Annotated in this window: 14 protein-coding genes; 13 read left to right on the top strand and 1 reads right to left on the bottom strand. The window is 56.0% G+C overall.

The annotated features are described in order from the left end of the window. Nucleotides 1-22: 22 nt before the first annotated feature. The 5 genes from lon to BIS10_RS02025 all read left to right on the top strand — a co-directional run bounded on the left by lon (nt 23) and on the right by BIS10_RS02025 (nt 10,330). Nucleotides 23-2,482 (top strand): endopeptidase La, encoded by a 2,460-nt coding sequence (gene lon, locus BIS10_RS02045; protein WP_253501940.1) that lies wholly within the window; start codon nt 23-25, stop codon nt 2,480-2,482. Between the two features lie 160 nt (nt 2,483-2,642). After that, nucleotides 2,643-4,814 (top strand): PAS domain-containing methyl-accepting chemotaxis protein, encoded by a 2,172-nt coding sequence (locus BIS10_RS02040; RefSeq protein ID WP_253501937.1) that lies wholly within the window; start codon nt 2,643-2,645, stop codon nt 4,812-4,814. Between the two features lie 202 nt (nt 4,815-5,016). Then, nucleotides 5,017-7,209: a methyl-accepting chemotaxis protein gene (locus tag BIS10_RS02035; protein WP_253501934.1), complete on the top strand. Its 2,193-nt coding sequence runs from the start codon at nt 5,017-5,019 to the stop codon at nt 7,207-7,209. Nucleotides 7,210-7,353: 144 nt separating this feature from the next. Continuing rightward, on the top strand, nt 7,354-9,198 hold the full coding sequence (ilvD, locus tag BIS10_RS02030; protein WP_253501931.1) for a dihydroxy-acid dehydratase: 1,845 nt from the start codon (nt 7,354-7,356) through the stop codon (nt 9,196-9,198). 76 nt (nt 9,199-9,274) lie between these two features. Further along, entirely contained in the window at nt 9,275-10,330 is a 1,056-nt protein-coding gene (locus BIS10_RS02025; protein WP_253501928.1) for an oxidoreductase, read from the top strand. Nucleotides 10,331-10,391: 61 nt separating this feature from the next. Here the strand turns inward: BIS10_RS02025 and nudE are convergent, their stop codons facing one another. Continuing rightward, nucleotides 10,392-11,006: an ADP compounds hydrolase NudE gene (gene nudE, locus BIS10_RS02020; protein WP_253501925.1), complete on the bottom strand. Its 615-nt coding sequence runs from the start codon at nt 11,004-11,006 to the stop codon at nt 10,392-10,394. 70 nt (nt 11,007-11,076) lie between these two features. On the opposite strand from nudE, the gene yrfG reads away from it, so the two are divergent. The 8 genes from yrfG to BIS10_RS01980 all read left to right on the top strand — a co-directional run bounded on the left by yrfG (nt 11,077) and on the right by BIS10_RS01980 (nt 20,324). Continuing rightward, the gene (gene yrfG / locus BIS10_RS02015; protein ID WP_253501923.1) at nt 11,077-11,754 is read left to right on the top strand and encodes a GMP/IMP nucleotidase; all 678 of its coding nucleotides are present in this window, start codon (nt 11,077-11,079) and stop codon (nt 11,752-11,754) included. A 25-nt stretch (nt 11,755-11,779) separates the two neighbouring features. Then, nucleotides 11,780-12,169, top strand: coding sequence for a ribosome-associated heat shock protein Hsp15 (hslR, locus tag BIS10_RS02010; protein ID WP_062361748.1), 390 nt, complete (start codon nt 11,780-11,782; stop codon nt 12,167-12,169). A 54-nt stretch (nt 12,170-12,223) separates the two neighbouring features. Beyond that, nucleotides 12,224-13,099 carry an Hsp33 family molecular chaperone HslO gene (hslO, locus tag BIS10_RS02005; RefSeq protein WP_253501921.1) on the top strand — a complete coding sequence of 292 codons (876 nt, stop codon included), beginning with the start codon at nt 12,224-12,226 and terminating at the stop codon, nt 13,097-13,099. A 310-nt stretch (nt 13,100-13,409) separates the two neighbouring features. Beyond that, nucleotides 13,410-14,966 (top strand): phosphoenolpyruvate carboxykinase, encoded by a 1,557-nt coding sequence (locus tag BIS10_RS02000; protein ID WP_253501918.1) that lies wholly within the window; start codon nt 13,410-13,412, stop codon nt 14,964-14,966. A 137-nt stretch (nt 14,967-15,103) separates the two neighbouring features. Further along, complete coding sequence (gene msrB / locus BIS10_RS01995) at nt 15,104-15,601, top strand: peptide-methionine (R)-S-oxide reductase MsrB (RefSeq protein ID WP_083022890.1); 498 nt, start codon at nt 15,104-15,106, stop codon at nt 15,599-15,601. A gap of 88 nt (nt 15,602-15,689) precedes the next feature. After that, nucleotides 15,690-18,044 carry a Tex family protein gene (locus BIS10_RS01990; protein WP_253501915.1) on the top strand — a complete coding sequence of 785 codons (2,355 nt, stop codon included), beginning with the start codon at nt 15,690-15,692 and terminating at the stop codon, nt 18,042-18,044. A gap of 142 nt (nt 18,045-18,186) precedes the next feature. Beyond that, the gene (gene gshA / locus BIS10_RS01985; RefSeq protein ID WP_253501912.1) at nt 18,187-19,827 is read left to right on the top strand and encodes a glutamate--cysteine ligase; all 1,641 of its coding nucleotides are present in this window, start codon (nt 18,187-18,189) and stop codon (nt 19,825-19,827) included. Further along, nucleotides 19,824-20,324: a disulfide bond formation protein B gene (locus BIS10_RS01980; protein WP_253501910.1), complete on the top strand. Its 501-nt coding sequence runs from the start codon at nt 19,824-19,826 to the stop codon at nt 20,322-20,324. Before gshA ends, BIS10_RS01980 begins: the two co-directional genes overlap by 4 nt. Nucleotides 20,325-20,374: the final 50 nt, after the last annotated feature.

Below are 20,374 nucleotides of genomic sequence, written 5' to 3'. Positions count from 1 at the left end.
GTGACTGTTGATGGGAGGGCGCATGAGCGACCAGGATTACGATCGAGAACACGAACATCAAGACTGGCTTACTGAGAGTGAGTCGCACGATTCTCAAGAAGATAACCCCAAAAGCAACGGTTACCGCTCTGATGGGGAGCGGGTAAATTCGCTATTGCCTGCCAGTGAGATGCTGCCCGAGCGCATCTACCTGCTACCGATTCATAACCGTCCTTTCTTTCCTGCCCAGGTTCAGCCGCTGGTCATTAACCGCGAGCGCTGGGAAGAGACCATGCGCCGGGTCAATAACACGCCACACCACACTATCGGCGTTGCGTTTGTTGGGGAGCATGGCGTTGAGTCGCTGGATCATGAAGTCTTCCCCGAGATTGGCACCGCAGTGAAGGTGCATAAGCTCAAAGGCGAAGATCAACAGATTCAGTTCATTGCTCAGGGGTTGCAGCGTTTTAAAATCCAGCGCTGGCTCTCCAAAGAGCCGCCTTACTTGGTGGAAGTGACTTACCCGAAAGAGCCGGTCAATGCCGAAGATGAAGAGACCCGTGCCTATGCCATGGCGATCATCAACGGCATTAAAGAGCTGCTGCCCATTAACCCGCTCTACGGGGAGGAGCTAAAACACTACCTTAACCGTTTTAGCCCCCATCAGCCCGGCCCGCTGACCGACTTTGCCGCCGCGATTACCTCGGCCAAAGGCCCAGAGCTGCAAGACGTGCTGGCAACGCTACCCGTTGCCGAGCGGATGCAAAAAGTGCTGCCGCTGCTGCGTAAAGAGATCGATGTCGCCCAGTTGCAAAGCGAAATCAGCGAGCAGGTCAATGCCCAGATGCAGGAGCGTCAGCGGGAATTTTTCCTACGCGAACAGCTGAAGGTGATTCAGCGTGAGCTGGGCATCTCTAAAGATGACCGCGAAAACGACGTGGATACTTTCCGAAACCGGCTGGAATCCTTGGTGGTGCCAGAGCGAGTTCAGGCACGTATCGATGAGGAGCTGAATAAACTCAGCGTGCTGGAAACGGGCTCGCCGGAGTATGGCACCACCCGCAACTATCTGGACTGGTTAACCTCGCTGCCTTGGGGAGTAACCAGCCAGGATAAGCTGGATCTTGCCCATGCTCGAGAAGTCCTCGACCGCGACCACGATGGCCTAAAAGACGTGAAAGAGCGGATTGTCGAGTTCCTTGCCGAGGGCACCTTTAAAGGCGATGTAGGCGGCTCGATTGTGCTGCTGGTTGGCCCGCCAGGGGTGGGTAAAACCTCCATTGGGCGCTCGATTGCGGAAGCGTTGGGGCGTGAGTTTTATCGTTTCTCTGTGGGCGGTATGCGGGATGAGGCTGAGATAAAAGGCCACCGGCGTACCTACATTGGCGCGATGCCCGGCAAGCTCGTTCAGGCCTTCAAAGAGGTTGAGGTAGAAAACCCGGTCATCATGCTTGATGAGATCGATAAGCTGGGTCAATCTTTCCAGGGTGACCCCGCCTCGGCACTGCTCGAAGTCCTCGACCCCGAGCAAAACGTCGACTTTCTGGACCACTACCTCGACGTACGGATGGATCTCTCCAAGGTGCTCTTCGTCTGTACCGCCAACACGCTGGACAGCATCCCCGGCCCGCTGCTGGATCGCATGGAGCAAATTCGCCTGTCGGGCTATATCGCCGAAGAGAAGCTGCAAATCGCCAAGCATCACCTCTGGCCGAAGCTGCTCAAACGCGACAACCTGACGAAAAAGCGCATTAACTTGAGCGATGCGGCGCTGAAGCAGGTGATCGACGGCTATGCACGTGAAGCAGGCGTTCGCCAGTTGGAAAAACAGCTGCACCGTATTGTGCGCAAAGCTGCAGTGAAGCTGCTGGAAGAGGACGTTGAAACCGTCAAAGTCTCGGTCAAGAACCTGGAAGAGTTCCTGGGCGCGCCGCTATTCCGTAAAGAGAAAGTGCTTAAAGGCGAAGGGGTGGTGACAGGCCTTGCTTGGACCTCGATGGGTGGCGCTACTTTGCCTATTGAGGCAGGCAAAGTCCACTCGTTAGATCGTGGCTTCAAGCTAACCGGTAAATTGGGCGACGTGATGAAAGAGTCGGCTAATATCGCCTACAGCTATACGCTTGGCCATTTGGCTGAGTATGGAGCCGATGCTGACTTCTTTGACTCCGCTTTTGTGCACCTGCACGTACCGGAAGGGGCGACGCCCAAGGATGGTCCGTCGGCAGGCGTGACCATGACGACTGCACTGCTGTCGTTGGCTAAACATCAGTCGATTAACCGCCCGTTGGCGATGACTGGGGAGCTAACCCTTACCGGCCAGGTATTGCCAGTCGGTGGTATTAGAGAAAAAATCATTGCAGCACGGCGCAGCGATATTTTTGAGGTCATTTTGCCTGAGGCTAACCGCCGTGATTACGAAGAGCTGCCCGAGTACCTGAAAGAGGGTATGACGGTTCACTTCGCTAACCGCTATCGGGATGTTGCTAACGTGGTATTTAAGTAGCGCTCTTCGCTGGTTTTGCTTTAGGCAATAGGATTTGATTAGCGCCGCTCTGAAAAGAGCGGCGCTTTTTTACATCTGTTTACTGGTGAAAAGCATCGCTTAACCTGGATAATAGTGAAAAATCAAAATATTAAAAAATAGCTACCCTGGGGAACCTTCTATGCGCAACAACCAGCCCGTTACCCAACGCGAATATGTGCTTGAGGAAGAAACCGTACTTATTTCACGTACGGATTTGAAAGGCAACATTACTTATACTAACGCGGCCTTTGTGGAGGTCAGCGGCTATACGAGAGACGAGTTACTTGGCGCACCCCATAATCTAATACGCCACCCGGATATGCCTGAAGCCGCTTATGCGAACTTTTGGAAAACCATTCAAGCGGGTAAAACCTGGCAGGGAACGGTTAAAAACCGACGTAAGAATGGCGATCACTACTGGGTGCATGCCACCGTAGCACCGCTGCGCGACGGTGACCGCATTGTTGGCTACACCTCGCTGCGCCGCAAGGCAGGAGCGAAACGTGTCGCGTTGGCAGAGCAGGTCTATGCCGAGATACGTGAGAAAGGCAAATCCCGCCGCTATGCTCTCCACCAAGGGGCGTTAACACGCCGAGGCCTTGGCGGCTTTTTTGCCCGCTTTCAGTTTACCAGCCTGAAGGCCAAGTTGACTGGCATGGTAGTGGCGTCTTTGCTGCTGTTGGGGTTAGCGGGCGGCTTGGGGGTGTATGGCCTAGTGGTATCCGGTGAGCGTCTGGATACGCTTAATCGTTCAGGTTTGGAGGCGGTGGCGGAACTACAGCGTCTAGAACGCCAGTTAGGTAGGTCCGTTGAGTTGCTAGAGCCTGCCGTGCGCAACCCCAGGCGGGTGGATTTAGAGGCCTTATCAGCCTCTCTAGAGAGTGGCAGCCAATCCATATATAGCTTATGGGAGTCGTATCGTGCCACCAGCCATGCGGCCCCAGATGCACTACAGACATTCAATGAGGCGTTGACACGTTGGAATGACGGCGTCACCTCTGCCGCCACGGCGATAGAGCAGGCGCAAGGGTTTGCTGCGTTTGAGGCCTTTAATGACATCGTAAAACCCACCACCGATCAACTGCGTGAACTGAGCAGCCAGCTGGTCAGCGAAGAGCGCGCAGGAGCGCAGGCGCTGGTGGCTGAAGCTCAGCAAGGGCGTCACTATATGTTGATTGCTCAACTGGTGCTGATGTTAATTGGCCTGCTCATTATGGTCGGCTTGAGCGTGGTGATATTTAAATCGGTGTTACGCGGCTTGGAAGGTGCACGGCATATGACCTTCCAAATCGCCGCAGGTAATCTGGCTGCCCGGGAGCGCCGCCAAAGTAATGATGAGCTAGGTGAGCTGCTCTATTCGCTGGATACCATGCGGTTTAGCTTGGCCAGTATCGTCAGCGATCTGGAAAACCGAGTCTCCGTAGTGACGCCTGCTATTCAGCGGATTGCTGCTGAAAATGAAGAGCTGGCGTCACGCACCGAACAGCAGGCTTCTTCGCTGCAGCAAACGGCCTCTAGCATGGAGGAGATGACCTCTACCGTGCAGCAAAATACTGATAATGCGCGTCAAGCTACCGAGCTTGCTCAGCAAAATGCTACTAGTACCCGCGATACCCGCCAGCAGATGGAACAGTTGGTAGAGCGCATGCAGCGCATCGCCAAAAGTGCTGAGAAGATGACCGAAATGATCGGTGTCATCGATAGCATTGCTTTTCAAACTAACATTCTGGCGCTCAATGCTTCCGTCGAGGCCGCCCGAGCCGGTGAGCATGGCCGCGGGTTTGCAGTGGTGGCAAGCGAAGTGCGCACGCTGGCAAGCCGCAGCGCCAATGCCTCTCAAGAAATTCGCAAAATGATCGACAGTACCTCGCAAGAGGTCAGTGGTGGTCGTAGTGCTGTTGAACAGGCTGAGCATGCCATCGAAAATGTAATGAAGCAGGTTAATCGAGTGAGCGAGCTGATGGCCTCTATTAGCACTGCCTCAAGCGAGCAGAGTAGCGGTATCGGCCAGATCAATTCGGCCATTGCCGAGATGGATGGCGTCACCCAGCAAAATGCCTCGAAAGTGCAGTCCATAGCAGCATCAGCAGATAATCTTGCCCTCGAAGCGTTTGAGCTAGCCAATGTGGTTGATGCCTTCCGCCTGGAAGGAGCGCAGGCGGAAAGTACGAGTGTGGCTCGTGAGAAGCTTGGCAACGTTCAGAAAATGGCCAAGCAAGCAGCGCCTCGTCTGACGAATAGTAAGCCGTCTAAGCAGCAGGCCAGCATGCAAAGCTCCAGTGCAAGCACCAATGACTGGGATGAATTTTAACCCCTGTTAACCAGCATCTACTCAAACCAAAGCAGACCGCTTGGATATGCCACCCTTACGGTGGCATATTTTTTGCCTATTTAATTAATACAAGCGTATTAAATAGGCTTAGTAGCTCTGGCCGCCAAGCCATCGGCAAAACATGCCTTCCTTAGAAAAACATGTCTTTTAAAAAAAGGCATATAAAAAGTAGGGGTTCTTAATGAGCACATCCAGCCAAGCAACGTTTGAGCTTTCAGACGATCAAGTGTTGATTTCACGCTCTGATCGTCAGGGAAAGATTACCTACGTCAACCAGACCTTTATAGAAGTGAGTGGTTACTCCCAGGCGGAGCTAATGGGGGAGGCTCATAGCATTTTTCGCGATTCGGAAATGCCATCGCTGGTGTTTAAAAATATGTGGGACACCATCGAGAAAGGAAAAACTTGGCAAGGGGTGGTGAAAAACCGCTGTAAGAATGGTGATACTTACTGGGTACACACCACGGTAGCGCCGCTGCTGGATGGTGTACGTGTGGTTGGCTATACCGCTATTCGCCGTAAAGCAGCACAAAAAGCCATTGCTCGCGCGGTAAAGGGGTACGGCGCTATGCAGCACGGGCGGGGGAGAGGCTTTGCGCTCCATTATGGTGCATTACGCCGCACGGGGCTGCGCGGTTGGGTGCAACGCTTTAGCTTTAGCAGTATGCAAGCTAAGCTCATGGGCATGGTGATGGCTGCGATTGTGCTGCTAACAGTGGCAGGAGCAGCCGGTGTTTATGGCTTGACCAGCTCAGCCGAGCGACTGCGTATCCTTAACCAAACCGGGCTTGAAGGGGTAGCCGATCTTCAACAAATCGAGCAAGGTGCCGCACAGCTATTGCAGGCACTAGAGCCCGCAGTGCGCAACCCCCGCCGAGCTGATTTAGACCTACTTGAAGAGCAGTTAACCACGCTCCAAGCCGATATCAACCAAACATGGCAAAGCTTTACCGATGAGCATACGGAAGCCAGCGGCGTGCAGCAGGGGCTCACGGCGCATTTGGCCACATTTTTAACCGGTGCTGAAACGGCCTTTACGGCGATACGCGATGGAAATGGGTTTGCCGCCTTTGAGGCGTTTAACGATGTGGTGAAACCCACCTCAGACAGCATTAGTGCCACCATTAATTTGCTAGTGGATAACGAACGTGCCGCCGCCCAAGCGTTAATGGCCAATGCGGAGCGTCAGCAGCAGTGGCTACTATGGGGGCAGTTAGGCGTTCTGTTGTTCGGCATTATCTTGATGGTTTGGCTGAGTGTGGCCGTCCTGAAATCATTGCTGAAGTCGCTGAACGAAGCCCGCCGTGTCACCTTCCAAATTGCAGCGGGCAACCTTGCCAATCGGGTGACCCTCAAGCGTGATGATGAGCTGGGTGAACTGTTGGCATCTCTGGAAACGATGCGGGCCAGCTTGTCAGGGCTGATTACTGAGGTAGGCAGTAAGGTAGAGGTCGTTACCCCCGCTTCGGAGCATATTAAGCAGCAGAATGAGGAATTGGCTTCCCGCACCGAGCAGCAGGCTTCCTCGCTGCAGCAAACTGCCTCCAGCATGGATCAAATGACCGCGACGGTTCAGCAAAATACCGAAAATGCCCGCCAAGCCAACCAGCTTGCGATGCAAAATGCGACCACCAGCCGCGAAACAGGAGAACGCATGCAGGCGCTTGTGGAGCGCATGGAACGAATTGCCGAGAGTGCCAGTAAGATGAACGATATCATCACGGTGATTGACGGCATCGCTTTCCAGACCAACATCCTGGCGCTGAATGCCTCGGTGGAAGCTGCTCGAGCGGGTGAACAGGGCCGCGGTTTTGCCGTGGTCGCCAATGAAGTACGTAACTTGGCTGGCCGCAGTGCCGATGCCGCGGGTGAGATCCGCCGTTTGATCGATACCTCCTCCCAGGAAATTGCCGGAGGTGCTGACGCTGTGAAGGAGGCCGAGCAGGCTATTGATCAGGTGGTCAATCAGGTCATGCGCGTGAGTGATATCATGGGAGAGATCAGCACCGCCTCTGACGAGCAGAGTAGTGGTATCGCTCAGATCAATACGGCGGTCTCTGAAATGGATCACGTCACACAGCAGAACGCTAGCAAGGTTCAATCAATTTCCAGTGCTGCACAGCGCTTAACCAACGAAGCGTTGGACCTGGCTAACGTGATTGCTGCGTTCCGTTTGGAAGGGGCGGGCGAAGAGAGTAGTGAAACGGCTCGTCAGCGTTTGTCTCGGGACAGTTCACTGATGCCGAGCCTGTCACACCAGGAATCCTCACAACAAAATCTTTCACAAAAGAACCTTTCACCGCCAAAAGAGCCGCGTTCGGCACTGAAGCGCCCTGCAGCCGCTGTTGCTGAAGAGGAGTGGGAAACCTTCTAATAACCGACGGGCGGCTTCCTCCCGCCTTTGGTTGCCCTCTACATCTAGTCTCGGCGGTGCGCTCATGCCACAATCTAAGGCCGCTGGATTCAACTGCCTGTTGCCACGTATGCGGCAGGCCATGATAAAGATGTAGAGGACACCATGCCCGAGTATCGCTCCCGTACCACCACCGCTGGCCGCAATATGGCTGGCGCCCGTGCCCTTTGGCGTGCCACCGGTATGAAAGATGACGACTTTCATAAGCCGATTATTGCGGTCGCCAACTCCTTCACCCAGTTTGTACCCGGTCATGTGCATCTAAAAGACATGGGCCAGCTGGTGGCGCGTGAGATTGAAAAAGCGGGCGGCGTAGCCAAAGAGTTCAACACCATCGCCGTGGACGATGGCATCGCCATGGGTCACGACGGCATGCTCTACTCGCTGCCGAGCCGCGATATCATTGCCGACAGCGTCGAGTACATGTGTAACGCCCACTGCGCCGATGCGCTGGTGTGCATCTCCAACTGCGACAAAATCACCCCAGGAATGCTGATGGCTGCTATGCGCCTCAATATTCCGGTGATCTTTGTATCAGGCGGCCCGATGGAAGCCGGTAAAACCAAGCTGCTCAACCACGGCCTAGACTTGGTAGATGCGATGGTCATGGCTGCCGATGACAGTGTGGATGATGAAACACTGGCGGAAGTAGAGCGCAGTGCTTGCCCCACCTGCGGTAGCTGTTCAGGTATGTTCACCGCCAACTCCATGAACTGCTTAATGGAAGCATTGGGGCTGGCGCTACCCGGTAACGGCACCGTGCTGGCAACCCACTCAGACCGTCGTCGGCTGTTTGAAAATGCCGGTCACCGTATTGTCGAACTCGCTAAACGTTTCTACGAAGGCGACGAGGCCCACCTGTTGCCCCGTGCGATTGGCAACAAGTCGGCGTTTAAAAACGCCATGACGCTCGACATTGCCATGGGCGGCTCCACCAATACCATTCTTCACCTATTAGCAGCCGCTCAGGAAGCAGAAGTTGACTTCACTATGGCGGATATCGACCGCCTTTCTCGTGAAGTGCCGCAGCTGTGTAAAGTGGCCCCCAATACCCAGAAGTACCATATCGAAGATGTACACCGCGCCGGCGGCATTATGGCCATCTTGGGTGAGCTGGACCGGGCAGGCGTGCTGGATACCTCTGTGCCCACTGTCTATGGCGATAGCCTAAAGGCCGCGCTGGAAGAGTGGGACATCATGCGCTCGCCTAGCTCAGAAGTGGTTGAGTTCTTTAAGGCTGGCCCTGGCGGTGTACCGACTCAAACCGCTTTCTCCCAAAGCGCCCGCTGGCCAAGCCTGGATGGCGACCGCGCCACCGGCTGTATACGCGATTTGGAGCACGCGTTCTCCCGCGAAGGCGGCCTAGCCGTGCTTTACGGCAATATCGCGCTGGATGGTTGCGTGGTGAAAACCGCAGGGGTCGATGACTCCATTTTGGTATTTGAAGGCAAAGCCCACGTGGTGGAGTCTCAAGACCAAGCGGTGGCCAACGTGTTAGATGGCAAAGTGAAAGAGGGTGACGTGGTCGTCATCCGCTACGAAGGCCCCAAAGGCGGCCCTGGTATGCAGGAGATGCTTTACCCCACCTCCTACCTGAAATCGAAAGGGTTGGGTAAGGCCTGTGCACTGCTCACCGATGGTCGTTTCTCCGGCGGCACATCAGGCCTGTCGATTGGGCATGTTTCCCCGGAAGCGGCAGCAGGGGGCGCCATTGGTTTGGTAGAGCAGGGCGATACCATCCTGATCGATATCCCCAACCGCTCCATCAACGTGCAGCTTAGCGACGCCGAGCTGGCTAAACGCCGTGAAGCCATGGATGCCAAAGGCAAAGATGCATGGAAACCGGTCGAACAGCGCCCGCGCAAGGTTACCCCTGCGCTCAAAGCCTATGCGCTACTCGCCACCTCCGCCGATAAAGGCGCGGTGCGCGACCTCTCTAAGCTAGATTAATCTCTTCATCAAACAGCCCGTCTCGTACGGGCTGTTTTTTTGCCAACCTGAACCGTCACATCGACTAAGGATTGTAATGAAGGCGATCATCAACGTTGGCCTTGTTGGCTATGGGTTTGCAAGCAAGACGTTTCACGCCCCTTTGATTCAAGCGACCGAAGGGCTGGATTTAGTGGCCGTTTCCTCAAGCGATGCGGCCAAAGTGAAGGCGGACCTGCCTAACGTGGAAATAGAGAGCCAAGCGTTAGCACTATGTAAGCGCCCAGACCTTGATCTCATTGTGATTCCCACGCCGAACGATACCCACTTCCCCTTAGCCAAAGCGGCGCTCGCTGCGGGCAAGCATGTAGTGGTGGATAAGCCCTTTACCGTCACACTCTCAGAAGCAAAGCAGCTAAAAGCCCTGGCGGTGGATAAAGAACGGCTGATTTCGGTATTTCATAATCGCCGCTGGGATAGCGACTTCCTGACCATTCAAGCACTCTTAAAGGAAGGTACGCTAGGTCGCATGACCGGCTTTGAGTCGCGCTTTGATCGCTTTCGTCCTGAAGTGCGCGACCGCTGGCGGGAAAAAGCCACTCCAGGGGGCGGTATTTGGTACGACCTAGGCCCGCACCTGCTGGATCAGGCCTGCGAGCTATTCGGCACGCCCAACGCCATTTTGCTAGAGCTAGGCGTACGCCGTGACGGCGCCAAAGCCGATGACGACTTTCTCGCCTTGTTGGAATACGACGGTTTCCGAGTGAGTTTGAGTGCCGGTACGCTGGTGGCAGAACCCACGCCGCGCTACCGCATCCATGGCACTAAAGGCAGCTACATTAAGTACGGCTTAGATCCGCAGGAAGATCGCTTGAAAGCCGGGGAAACGCCGTCGTCTTCCTGGGGAGAGGACAGCCCTGGAACGCTTACCCTGCGCGAGGGAGAAGGCGAAGACGCGCCGCTGGTTCGCCACGACCACCCCACGCTGCCCGGCGACTATCTCGCCTATTACCAGGGCGTGACTGCTGCCATTCGCGATAAAGCACCGCTGCCGGTGGATATTGATGATGCCCTGCGTTGCATGGCACTGCTGGAGGCAGGTTTGGACAGCCACCGCCAGCGCCGTTGGATAGCGCTGAAGCATCATCTTTAACGTCTGCGCTTTCTAAGCATTAAGGGTGCCGCGTGGACACCCTGTCTATTTATCTCATGCTTTACAGCAAATCCATCCCGCCACGGCGCTTCTCTTCGCGCAGCTTGTCTCGCGCAATATAGAGCGCAGCGATGGCGCGGGCTTCGTGGAAGTCTTCGCGCATGAGTAGGGCAGGCAGCTCTTCGATGGCATGGGTCTCTACAATCAGCGGTTCGGGCTCGTCACCCGGTAAGCGTTTAGGGTAGAGGTCCGTTGCCATTAGCACCTGCATGCGGTGGCGCATATAGTTGGGCGCTAGCGACAGCTCCACCAACGGCTCAATGCGGTGTGCACCGAAGCCGCACTCCTCCATCAGCTCGCGGTTGGCGGCGGTAATGATGTCTTCGCCCGGGTCGACTAACCCTTTCGGCAATGTCAGTACATAGTCCTCAAACCCCGCAGCATACTCACGAATGAGCAGCACATGTTCTGGGTCTGGCATGGCAATAATCATCACCGCGCCGCGATCAGCACCGGTTAAACACTCAAACTGTCGCTCTTCCCCATTAGAGAAGCGCAAATCCAGTGACTCAATTTGAAATAAACGGCTTTGGGCGACGCGCTGGCGGGCTAAGATTTGCGGCTTGCGCGGGTAACCAATCGGCGTATCGCCTGTTGCTGTGTCGTCGCGTGACATCATGCCTCCGTGGCTGCAAAAAACGGGTTACGCTACAATAGCACGCTTACTCTTTCAGACTGGAGCGGCAATGATTGATTGGCGCGAGATCGATACCGTCCTACTCGACATGGACGGCACGTTGCTGGACCTTCACTTCGACAGCCACTTTTGGCTTGAGCACCTGCCTCGGCGCTACGTAGAGCTGCACCAGCTTGATCAGGCCAGCCAGGAGGCCCTCAAGGCGCGTATCATGGGTGAGCAGGGCACGCTGAACTGGTACAGCCTTGCCTACTGGAGCCGCGAGCTCAACGTGGATATCGTCGCGCTCAAGCGCGAAGTGCAGCACTTGATTGGGCTACGCAGCGATGCTTTAGACTTTCTAACATGGCTCAAGCAAGCGCATCCTCGCGTGGTGCTCGCTACCAACGCCGACCGCGCCAGCCTAGCGTTAAAACTGCCGCTGACAGGGTTGGAAAACTACCTAGACGCCATCATCTCATCAGAAGACGTGGGCGCTGCGAAAGAGGAGCAAGCCTTCTGGTTTGCACTTCAAGAACGCGAGCCATTTGATCCCGCCCGCACCCTGTTTATTGATGATAATGCCCGGGTGCTAGAGAGCGCTCGCGAGTTTGGCATCAAGCATCTGTTAGGTATTAAGCAGCCTGACAGCCAACGCCCAGAGAAAGAGCTACAGGAATTTATTGCCCTTGACCGATTTGCCCAGCTGCTACCCGCAGAGTTGCCAGGGCAGCGCTCACACATCTGAGTTCACACACATTAGGAGAGCGTGAATGAGTGACAGCGTTCGCTTGGATAAGTGGCTATGGGCAGCGCGGTTTTTTAAAACCCGTGCTCTGGCCAAAAAAGCCATTGAAGGCGGCAAAGTCCATTACGACGGAGCTCGTGTAAAAACCAGTAAGAACGTTGAGCTGGGTGCGCTGATCCGTGTGCCGCAAGGCTGGGATATCTTCGAGGTGGAAGTTACCGCGCTATCCGACCAGCGTCGAGGCGCACCGGAAGCGCGTAAGCTCTATGCGGAAACCGAAGAGAGCGCTAAACGTCGTGCCAAAGAGGCCGAAGCGCGCCGCTTAACCAACGAAGCCATGCAGCACCCGCTTAAACGCCCTGATAAAAAACAGCGGCGTGATATCCAGCGCTTCCAGCGTCAGCAGGGGGAGTAAGCAGCCGCTTACCCTGCTGTGCTCTCCTACTATTTCTCCTCCTATGGTCTTTTTATGTCTGATCAAATACAACGCTTTTTGTTTGACCAAACCAACGTGCGTGGCGAGATCGTTACGCTCAGCACGGCTTACCACGAAGTGCTCGACCGCCACGCCTACCCACCCGCAGTTAACCAACTGCTGGGTGAATTGCTAGCGGCGGTCGCCCTATTGACCGATACCGTTAAGCTGGATGGTACGCTCAGTATCGAAGTGCGCGGCCAAGGAGCGCTCGCCCTGTTAATGGCAGAGTCCAACCCCGGCGGCGAGCTGCGGGCCATTGCACGTATTGCCGAAGACGCCGCACTGCCCAGCGAACACGCTAGCTTCCGCGAGCTGGTAGGGGACGGCCAAATCGTGATTACCCTAGACCCTAAAGAAGGGCATCGCTATCAGGGCATCGTCGCGCTGGATCACGATACTCTGGGCGGCTGTCTGGAAGCCTACTTCGGCCAGTCGGAGCAGTTGCCCACGCGGCTTTGGCTAGCTGCTGACGGCGAACGGGCAGGAGGGCTACTTCTCCAGCGCTTACCGGATGCGTCGCAAAACCAAGATGTAGACGCCTGGGAGCGCAGCGTTCACCTAGCCGATACCATCAAGCAAGAAGAGCTGCTGGGCTTAGAGCAGCGAGAAGTGCTGTATCGCCTCTATCATGAAGAGACCGTGCGGGTCTTCGACCCCAAAGCGCTGCGCTTTGGATGCACCTGCTCGCGGGAGCGCATGAGTCATGCGCTCTACACACTTGGCAAGGATGAGCTTCGGGATATTTTGCGCGAACAGGGCGCGATTGACACCCAATGCCACTTTTGTCACACGAAATATCACTACACCGCAGCGGATATTGAAATTTTGTTGGAGGACCCTGGCGCGCCACCGCCGGTGATTCACTAATTGTGTAGTCGGCGCATAGGGCCAGCTCTGTTCAGGTCTTTTGCTGCTACCCTAGAGCACACCGTGCTTTAAGCCGAAAAGCCAAACAGATGTTTGAAAAATATACTGCGCCGCAACACAAAATGTAGTGCTATTGTAGTAGTTTAACTACAAGATATTTGGTAAAAGCCCCCGTTTCCTGGGGGCTTTCTTTTTGCCATAATGCGCCAAACTTCAGCGCACCTAGCCTGCTGTAACCGCTATAACAGGGGCTAGGATGATTTCTCAAGGCGTCGGCGACGCCCGGAAAATTAGAGACCCAGGAATCGACATGACCACGACTCAAGCCGCTCCCCAAGCCCACGTTAATCTCAGCAGCGCCGAACTGATCGAGCGCGCCGTGGCCCGTGGTGAAGGCCGCCTGTCAGCAAACGGTGCCCTGGTGGTAAACACTGGCCTGCGCACTGGGCGTTCACCGAAAGATCGTTATATTGTCGATGAGCCTTCCACCCGTGACAGCATTGATTGGGGCAGCGTTAACCGCCCCTTCGACGCTGAAAAATTCTCAGCTCTTTGGGCGCGGGTTGAAGATCACCTGGGTAACGGCGAGCACTTCATTTCTGAGCTGCACGTGGGCAGCGACGCCACTCACTACCTACCGGTACGCGTGACTACTGAAACCGCTTGGCAGAACCTGTTTGGTCGCACCATGTTTGTTCGCCCTTTGGCCTACAACCAAGCGGCGAAAGAGGAGTGGACCATTCTTAACGCCGCAGGCTTTGAGTGTGACCCGAACCGCGACGGCACCAATTCCGATGGTTGTGTAATCATCAATTTCGCCGAGCGTAAAGTGCTGATCGCTGGCATGCGCTACGCAGGCGAAATGAAGAAAGCCATGTTCTCTGTGCAGAACTTCCTGCTGCCCGCTTCCGACGTGCTGCCGATGCACTGCTCGGCCAACGTGGGTGAAGACGGCGAAACTTGCCTCTTCTTCGGCCTCTCTGGCACCGGTAAAACCACGCTTTCCGCTGACCAAGCACGCTACTTAATCGGTGATGACGAACACGCCTGGGGTGACGGCATTGTCTTCAACATGGAAGGCGGCTGCTACGCCAAATGCATCGACCTTTCTGAGAAGAACGAGCCGGTCATCTGGAACGCGATCAAGTTTGGCACCGTGCTGGAAAACGTCGTACTCGACGACCGCCGCGAGCCGGATTACGCCGACGACAGCCTGACTCAGAACTCCCGCGCCGCCTACCCGCTCGAGCACGTCGAAAAGCGCGTCGCAGAAAACCTAGCAGGCGAGCCTAATGCCATCGTCTTCCTGACCTGCGATATGTCCGGTGTGCTGCCGCCGGTCTCCGTGCTGTCTAAAGAAGCTGCGGCTTACCACTTCCTGTCAGGCTACACGGCGAAAGTCGGCTCCACCGAAATGGGTTCTTCCGAAGGCTTGGCGGCGACGTTCTCTACGTGTTTCGGCGCTCCATTCTTCCCGCGTCCGGCGCGTGAATACGCCGACCTTCTGATCAAGCGCGTTGAGAAGAAAGACGCCCAGGTTTACTTGGTCAACACTGGCTGGACCGGCGGTGCGTACGGTGAAGGCGGTTCGCGCTTCTCCATTCCGACCACTCGCGCCATTATCAGCGCGATTCAGTCTGGCATTCTGCGCGATGTAGAAACCAAGCACATTGAAGGCCTAAACCTGGAGGTGCCGGTAGCCGTACCGGGTGTTGATTCCAGCCTGCTCGACCCTCGCGAGACCTGGGCAGACCGCGACGCTTATGACCGCCACCTGCAAGAGTTGGCCACCAAGTTCGTTGATAATTTCAAGAAGTTTGAAGGCGTTAACGAAGCCATCATCAAAGCAGGCCCGCAGTTGACATAATTTTTACACCCAAGTGTAAGTTGTCGAACGTACGGACAACTAAGTAGTCAGAAAGGGACAGCGCCACGGCACTGTCCCTTTTTCATATCTGCTTGTTTCTCTTTACTATCCAACCGTTGTCGATGGGAGTTACGCCAATGAAACGTCGTCACTTTTTAGGCTTAGCAGGGTTAACCGGCTTAGCGGGTGTTTTGCCGGGTGTCTCGTTTGGCTTTCCGCGCCTTGATCTTGAGGCTGCCCCAGATTTAGAAAAACTGGAGCTGAGCGAAGATGAATGGCGCGAGCGCCTTTCTGATGATGCCTTTAATGTGCTGCGCGAAGAGGGTACAGAGGCAGCATTCTCAAGCCCGTTGGATAAGCAGTACGATGAAGGCGCATACCACTGTGCAGGCTGCGATTTGCTGCTGTTCACCAGCGCCATGAAGTACGATTCTGGCACTGGCTGGCCGAGCTTCTTCGAACATGTAGAGGGTCACTTACTGACCAAACTGGATTTCAAGCTGGTTTGGCCCCGCACCGAATACCACTGCGCCCGCTGTGGCGGCCACCAGGGCCACGTATTTGAAGATGGCCCAGAACCTACCGGCCTGCGTTGGTGCAATAACGGCGTTGCGCTGCGCTTTGTGCCCGCCTAACGGTGGGGCGAAGGGCAATCCATGCCAGTCTAGGTGGTTTGTGGTACCTTGTCGGCACCTCGAATGCTGCATGAGTTAGTTGCACGTTATGGATGTCAAACAACGCATTACTGCACGCTTGGCCGAAGAGCTAAGCGTCCGGCCTGAACAGGTCGCCGCAACGGTAGAGCTTCTGGATGGTGGCGCTACCGTTCCTTTTATTGCCCGTTACCGTAAAGAAGTCACTGGCGCGCTGGATGATACGCAGCTTCGCCAGTTGGACGAACGCCTGCGCTACCTGCGCGAGCTTGAAGAGCGTCGTGAAGCGGTACTGGCCGCCATCGATGAGCAGGGCAAGCTGGACCCCGCACTCAAAGCGACCATTCAAGCCGCAGACACCAAGCAGCGTTTGGAAGATTTATACCTCCCCTTTAAGAAAAAGCGCCGTACCAAAGCCCAAATTGCCCGTGAAGCCGGGTTAGAGCCGCTGGCGGATGCGCTGTTAGCGAACCCAATGCTTGACCCCGAAAGTGAAGCCGCCCAATACCTGCGCGAAGCCGAAGGGGATATCCCCGCCATTGAAGATGCCAAGGCGGCGCTGGATGGCGCCAAGCAGATTCTGATGGAGCGCTTTGCAGAAGACCCCGAGCTGATCGGTCAACTGCGGGAGCGTCTATGGCAAGAGGGCGAGCTCAGTGCGCGCGTGCTGGATGGCAAACAGCAGGAGGGCGCGAAGTTCTCCGACTACTTCGAGCACGATGAAAAGCTGGCGAAAGTGCCGTCGCACCGGGCGCTGGCCATGTTCCGTGGCCGCAATGAAGGCGTCTTGAGCCTAGCGATCCGCTTGCCGGGCGAAGACGACGCACCCATTCACCCCGCTCAAGTGGCGATTGCTAAGCAAGTGGGCATTAGCGATGAGGGGCGCGCGGCGGATAAATGGTTAAGCGAAGTAGTTCGCTGGACCTGGCGTGTGAAGCTTTACACCGCGCTGGAAACCGAGCTGCTGGGCCGCTTGCGTGAACATGCTGAGCAGACCGCCATCGACGTATTTGCCGCTAACCTGAAAGACTTGTTACTGGCAGCGCCTGCCGGGCAGAAAGTAACGCTGGCGCTAGACCCAGGCCTGCGTACTGGCTGTAAAGTAGCGGTGATCGACGCCACCGGTCAGTTTATTGACCAAGCAACGATTTACCCCCATGCGCCGCAAAACCGCTGGGATGAATCCCTCAACGTGCTGGCCAAGCTAGTAAAACAGCACGGCGTGGAGCTGATTGCTGTAGGTAACGGCACCGCCAGTCGCGAAACCGACAAGCTGGCAGGGGAGTTGATTAAAGCGCTGGCACCAGAGCACCGTGCCAGCAAAGTGATGGTCTCTGAAGCGGGCGCTTCTGTTTACTCGGCCTCAGAGTATGCCTCCCGCGAGCTGCCGGATCTGGACGTGACGATTCGCGGCGCTGTCTCTATCGCCCGCCGCTTGCAAGACCCCTTGGCCGAGCTGGTGAAGATCGAACCGAAATCCATCGGCGTGGGCCAGTACCAGCACGATGTTTCCCAAGTGCAGCTCTCTCGCAGCCTGGAAGCCGTGATCGAGGATTGTGTTAACGCCGTGGGCGTGGACCTCAACACCGCGTCCAGCGCGCTGCTTTCTCGGGTGGCAGGCCTAAGCGCCGCTATTGCCGAAAATATCGTCGCTCAGCGCAACCTGCAGGGGGCATTCAAGAGCCGTAAAGAGCTGCTTAAAGTGAGCCGCCTTGGCCCGAAAACCTTCGAGCAGTGCGCAGGCTTTTTGCGTATTAGCAATGCCGAAAATCCGCTGGATGCCAGCGCCGTTCACCCAGAGGCGTATACGCTGGTGGAGCGCATCGCCAAGCAGAATAGCCGTGATGTGAAAGGCCTGATTGGCGACAGCGCCACCCTGAAGGCGCTCAAGCCCGCCGATTTCGCCGACGAGCGTTTTGGTGTGCCGACGGTCAGCGACATCCTCAAAGAGCTGGATAAGCCCGGACGCGACCCGCGCCCAGAATTTAAGGCCGCTGAATTCCGCGAGGGCGTCGAAACACTCAAAGACCTCAAGCTCGGCATGGTGTTGGAAGGCACCGTTACCAACGTGACCCATTTCGGGGCATTTGTGGATATCGGCGTTCACCAAGATGGTTTGGTGCATATCTCGGCGCTTTCCGACCGCTTTATCGATGACCCACGTAGCGTCGTGAAGGCGGGTGATATTGTCACGGTGAAAGTGATGAGCGTGGATATTCCGCGTAAACGGGTAGGGCTATCCATGCGTTTGGATGACGAGCCGGAACAGCCCGAAGCACCAGGCAGCACTGCCTCGGCAGCGCCGCGCAAACCCGCTCGCAGCCAGCGCCAAGGCGGGCAGCGCCAGGGCAATCAGCAGAGCGAACCCCCTGCTGCGATGGGTGCGCTTGGGGCTGCCTTAATGAAAGCCAAGCGGGGCAAATAGTCGCGCGTCTTGAATATTTAACCATTGCCGCCATATCCTGCTGTCTATTCTCGATTAGAAAGCAGGGTAATGGTTATGGCGATGCCAGCTGACTTCAACAAGGCCTGCTTAATGCAGGCCTTACTAACAAGGAGTGTTCACCTTGTCTGAACCTCTCACTGTGCCATCTTCGCTCACCGCCCAGGTAGAGCGGCTGCTGCCAAGCGCGCGACTTGGGCGCTTAGGGCGCTTGCGTCGCGGGTTGGAGAAAGAGGGTCTGCGTGTTGATGCCAACGGCCATATTGCCCAAACGGCTCATCCGCAGGCGCTGGGGTCAAAACTGACTCATCCGCACATCACCACCGATTACTCTGAGGCGCTGCTTGAGTACATCACTCCGGTGTACTCCGAGCCCAAAGAGGCGCTGGCGTTTTTATCTGATCTGCACACCTTTACCTATCACCACTTGGAAAACGAGTGGATCTGGCCGGGCAGCATGCCCTCGCGGCTTTCAGGTAACGATAGTGTGCCCATTGCGGATTACGGCAGCTCTAACGTCGGCACCATGAAGCATGTCTACCGTAAGGGCTTAGACGTACGCTATGGCCGTATTATGCAGGCCATCGCGGGCGTGCATTACAACGTGTCGCTGCCGGACGATATGTGGCACGCGCTGCGGGAAATGGAAAAAGCCACCAACATCCCGTTTAACGATTACCGCTCGACCCGCTACTTCGGGATGATTCGCCACTTCCGCCGCCATAGTTGGTTGCTGCTCTACTTGTTTGGCGCGTCTCCTGCGATAGACAAAAGCTTCCTGCCGAATGGCCAAGTGCCGGATAAGCTGCAGCCGCTCAGCGACGATACCTATTACGCGCCTTATGCCACTACACTGCGTATGTCGGATCTTGGCTATCAGAACAAAGTGCAGTCGCAGCTTAAAATTTGCTTCAATTCGCTGTCGAACTACGTCAACACGCTGCGCCATGCCATTTCCACCCCCTGGCCGGACTACGAAGCGCTGGGCGTGAGAAACGGCGACGAGTGGCAGCAGCTTAACGCCAATATCCTGCAGATCGAAAACGAGTACTACAGCGATATTCGGCCCAAGCGCGTAGCCAAGCACAACGAAACCCCCAGCCAAGCGTTGGAGGCCCGGGGCGTCGAGTACATCGAAGTGCGCTGCCTGGATCTCAATCCGTTCGACCCGTTGGGCGTCACGGAATCCCAGATGCGCTTTGTCGATACCTTCCTGATGTGGTGCCTACTCAGCGACAGCCCCTGGATTTCCGATGAAGAGTGTGACCGCCTAGACGATAACCGCCGGCTGGTCGTAGAGCGCGGCCGCGACCCGGAACTGCGCCTAACTCACAACGGGGAATCGGTCACGCTGCCTGCTTGGGGCGAGCAAATTTTTGCTGAAATGGCTGAGGTGGCACGCTTGCTGGATGCTGTCGAGGAGGGGGAGCCCCATGCAGCAGCGCTTGAAGCCCTTGCACCACGCTTGAAAGATCCTTCGTTGACCCCCTCGGCGCAAATGCTGGCGCGCTTGCAAGAGGGCAATGGATCACTAAGCGACACGCTACTGAGCATGGCGCAGGCCCAAGCCGATAAGCTGAAAGCTACGCCGATGCTGCGTTCCCGGGAAGCGCTACTCGCTCAACTGATCGACACCTCTCACCAGCAGCAGAGGGATATTGAGGAGGCCGACCAAGAGAGCTTTAGCGAGTTCCTAGAGAGTTATTTCACCAAAGCGCGAGAGTCTCGGGCGCTTTCTGCACTGCCACCCGAGGATGCGCAATGACATCATCAGCCATTCGTCCGACGGCACTCGCCGGTGTCGCGTTTTGCGTACTGATGATGGCCGTAGCGCTGAGCCTTGAGCACATTGTGGGCTTAGAGCCCTGCCCGCTATGTATTTTTCAGCGAGTAGCGGTTATCGCCGCCGGGCTAGTGCTAGCTGTGGCAGCCATTCACAACCCTAAAGGGGGCGTGGGTAGAGGCATTTATGGCTTGTTGGGGCTAGCTGCCGTGGGCACCGGTGCCTTTATCGCCGGGCGTCATGTATGGCTGCAGGGCTTACCAGCAGATGAGGTGCCTAGCTGTGGCCCAGGGCTGGATTACATGATGGATATCCTACCTATGCAGGAAGTCGTCGCCATGGTGCTTACCGGCTCTGGGGAGTGCGCTGAAATCGATTTCATGCTGTTAGGACTATCGCTGCCCGCCTGGACCCTCATCGGCTTTTTATTGCTGGCGTTGGTGCCGCTGCGTATTTTATGGCTAGCTATTAAGCGCTAGGATGGGTAATGGCAGCCGGTAGCCCACCGGCTGCTTAATATTGGCGTTGA

This window comes from Halomonas sp. 707B3 (assembly GCF_024158645.1).
GTDB classification, from domain to species: domain Bacteria; phylum Pseudomonadota; class Gammaproteobacteria; order Pseudomonadales; family Halomonadaceae; genus Vreelandella; species Vreelandella lionensis.
The sequence above is the reverse complement of the archived record's forward strand: the minus strand, read 5'-3'. Positions and strand labels throughout refer to the sequence as shown.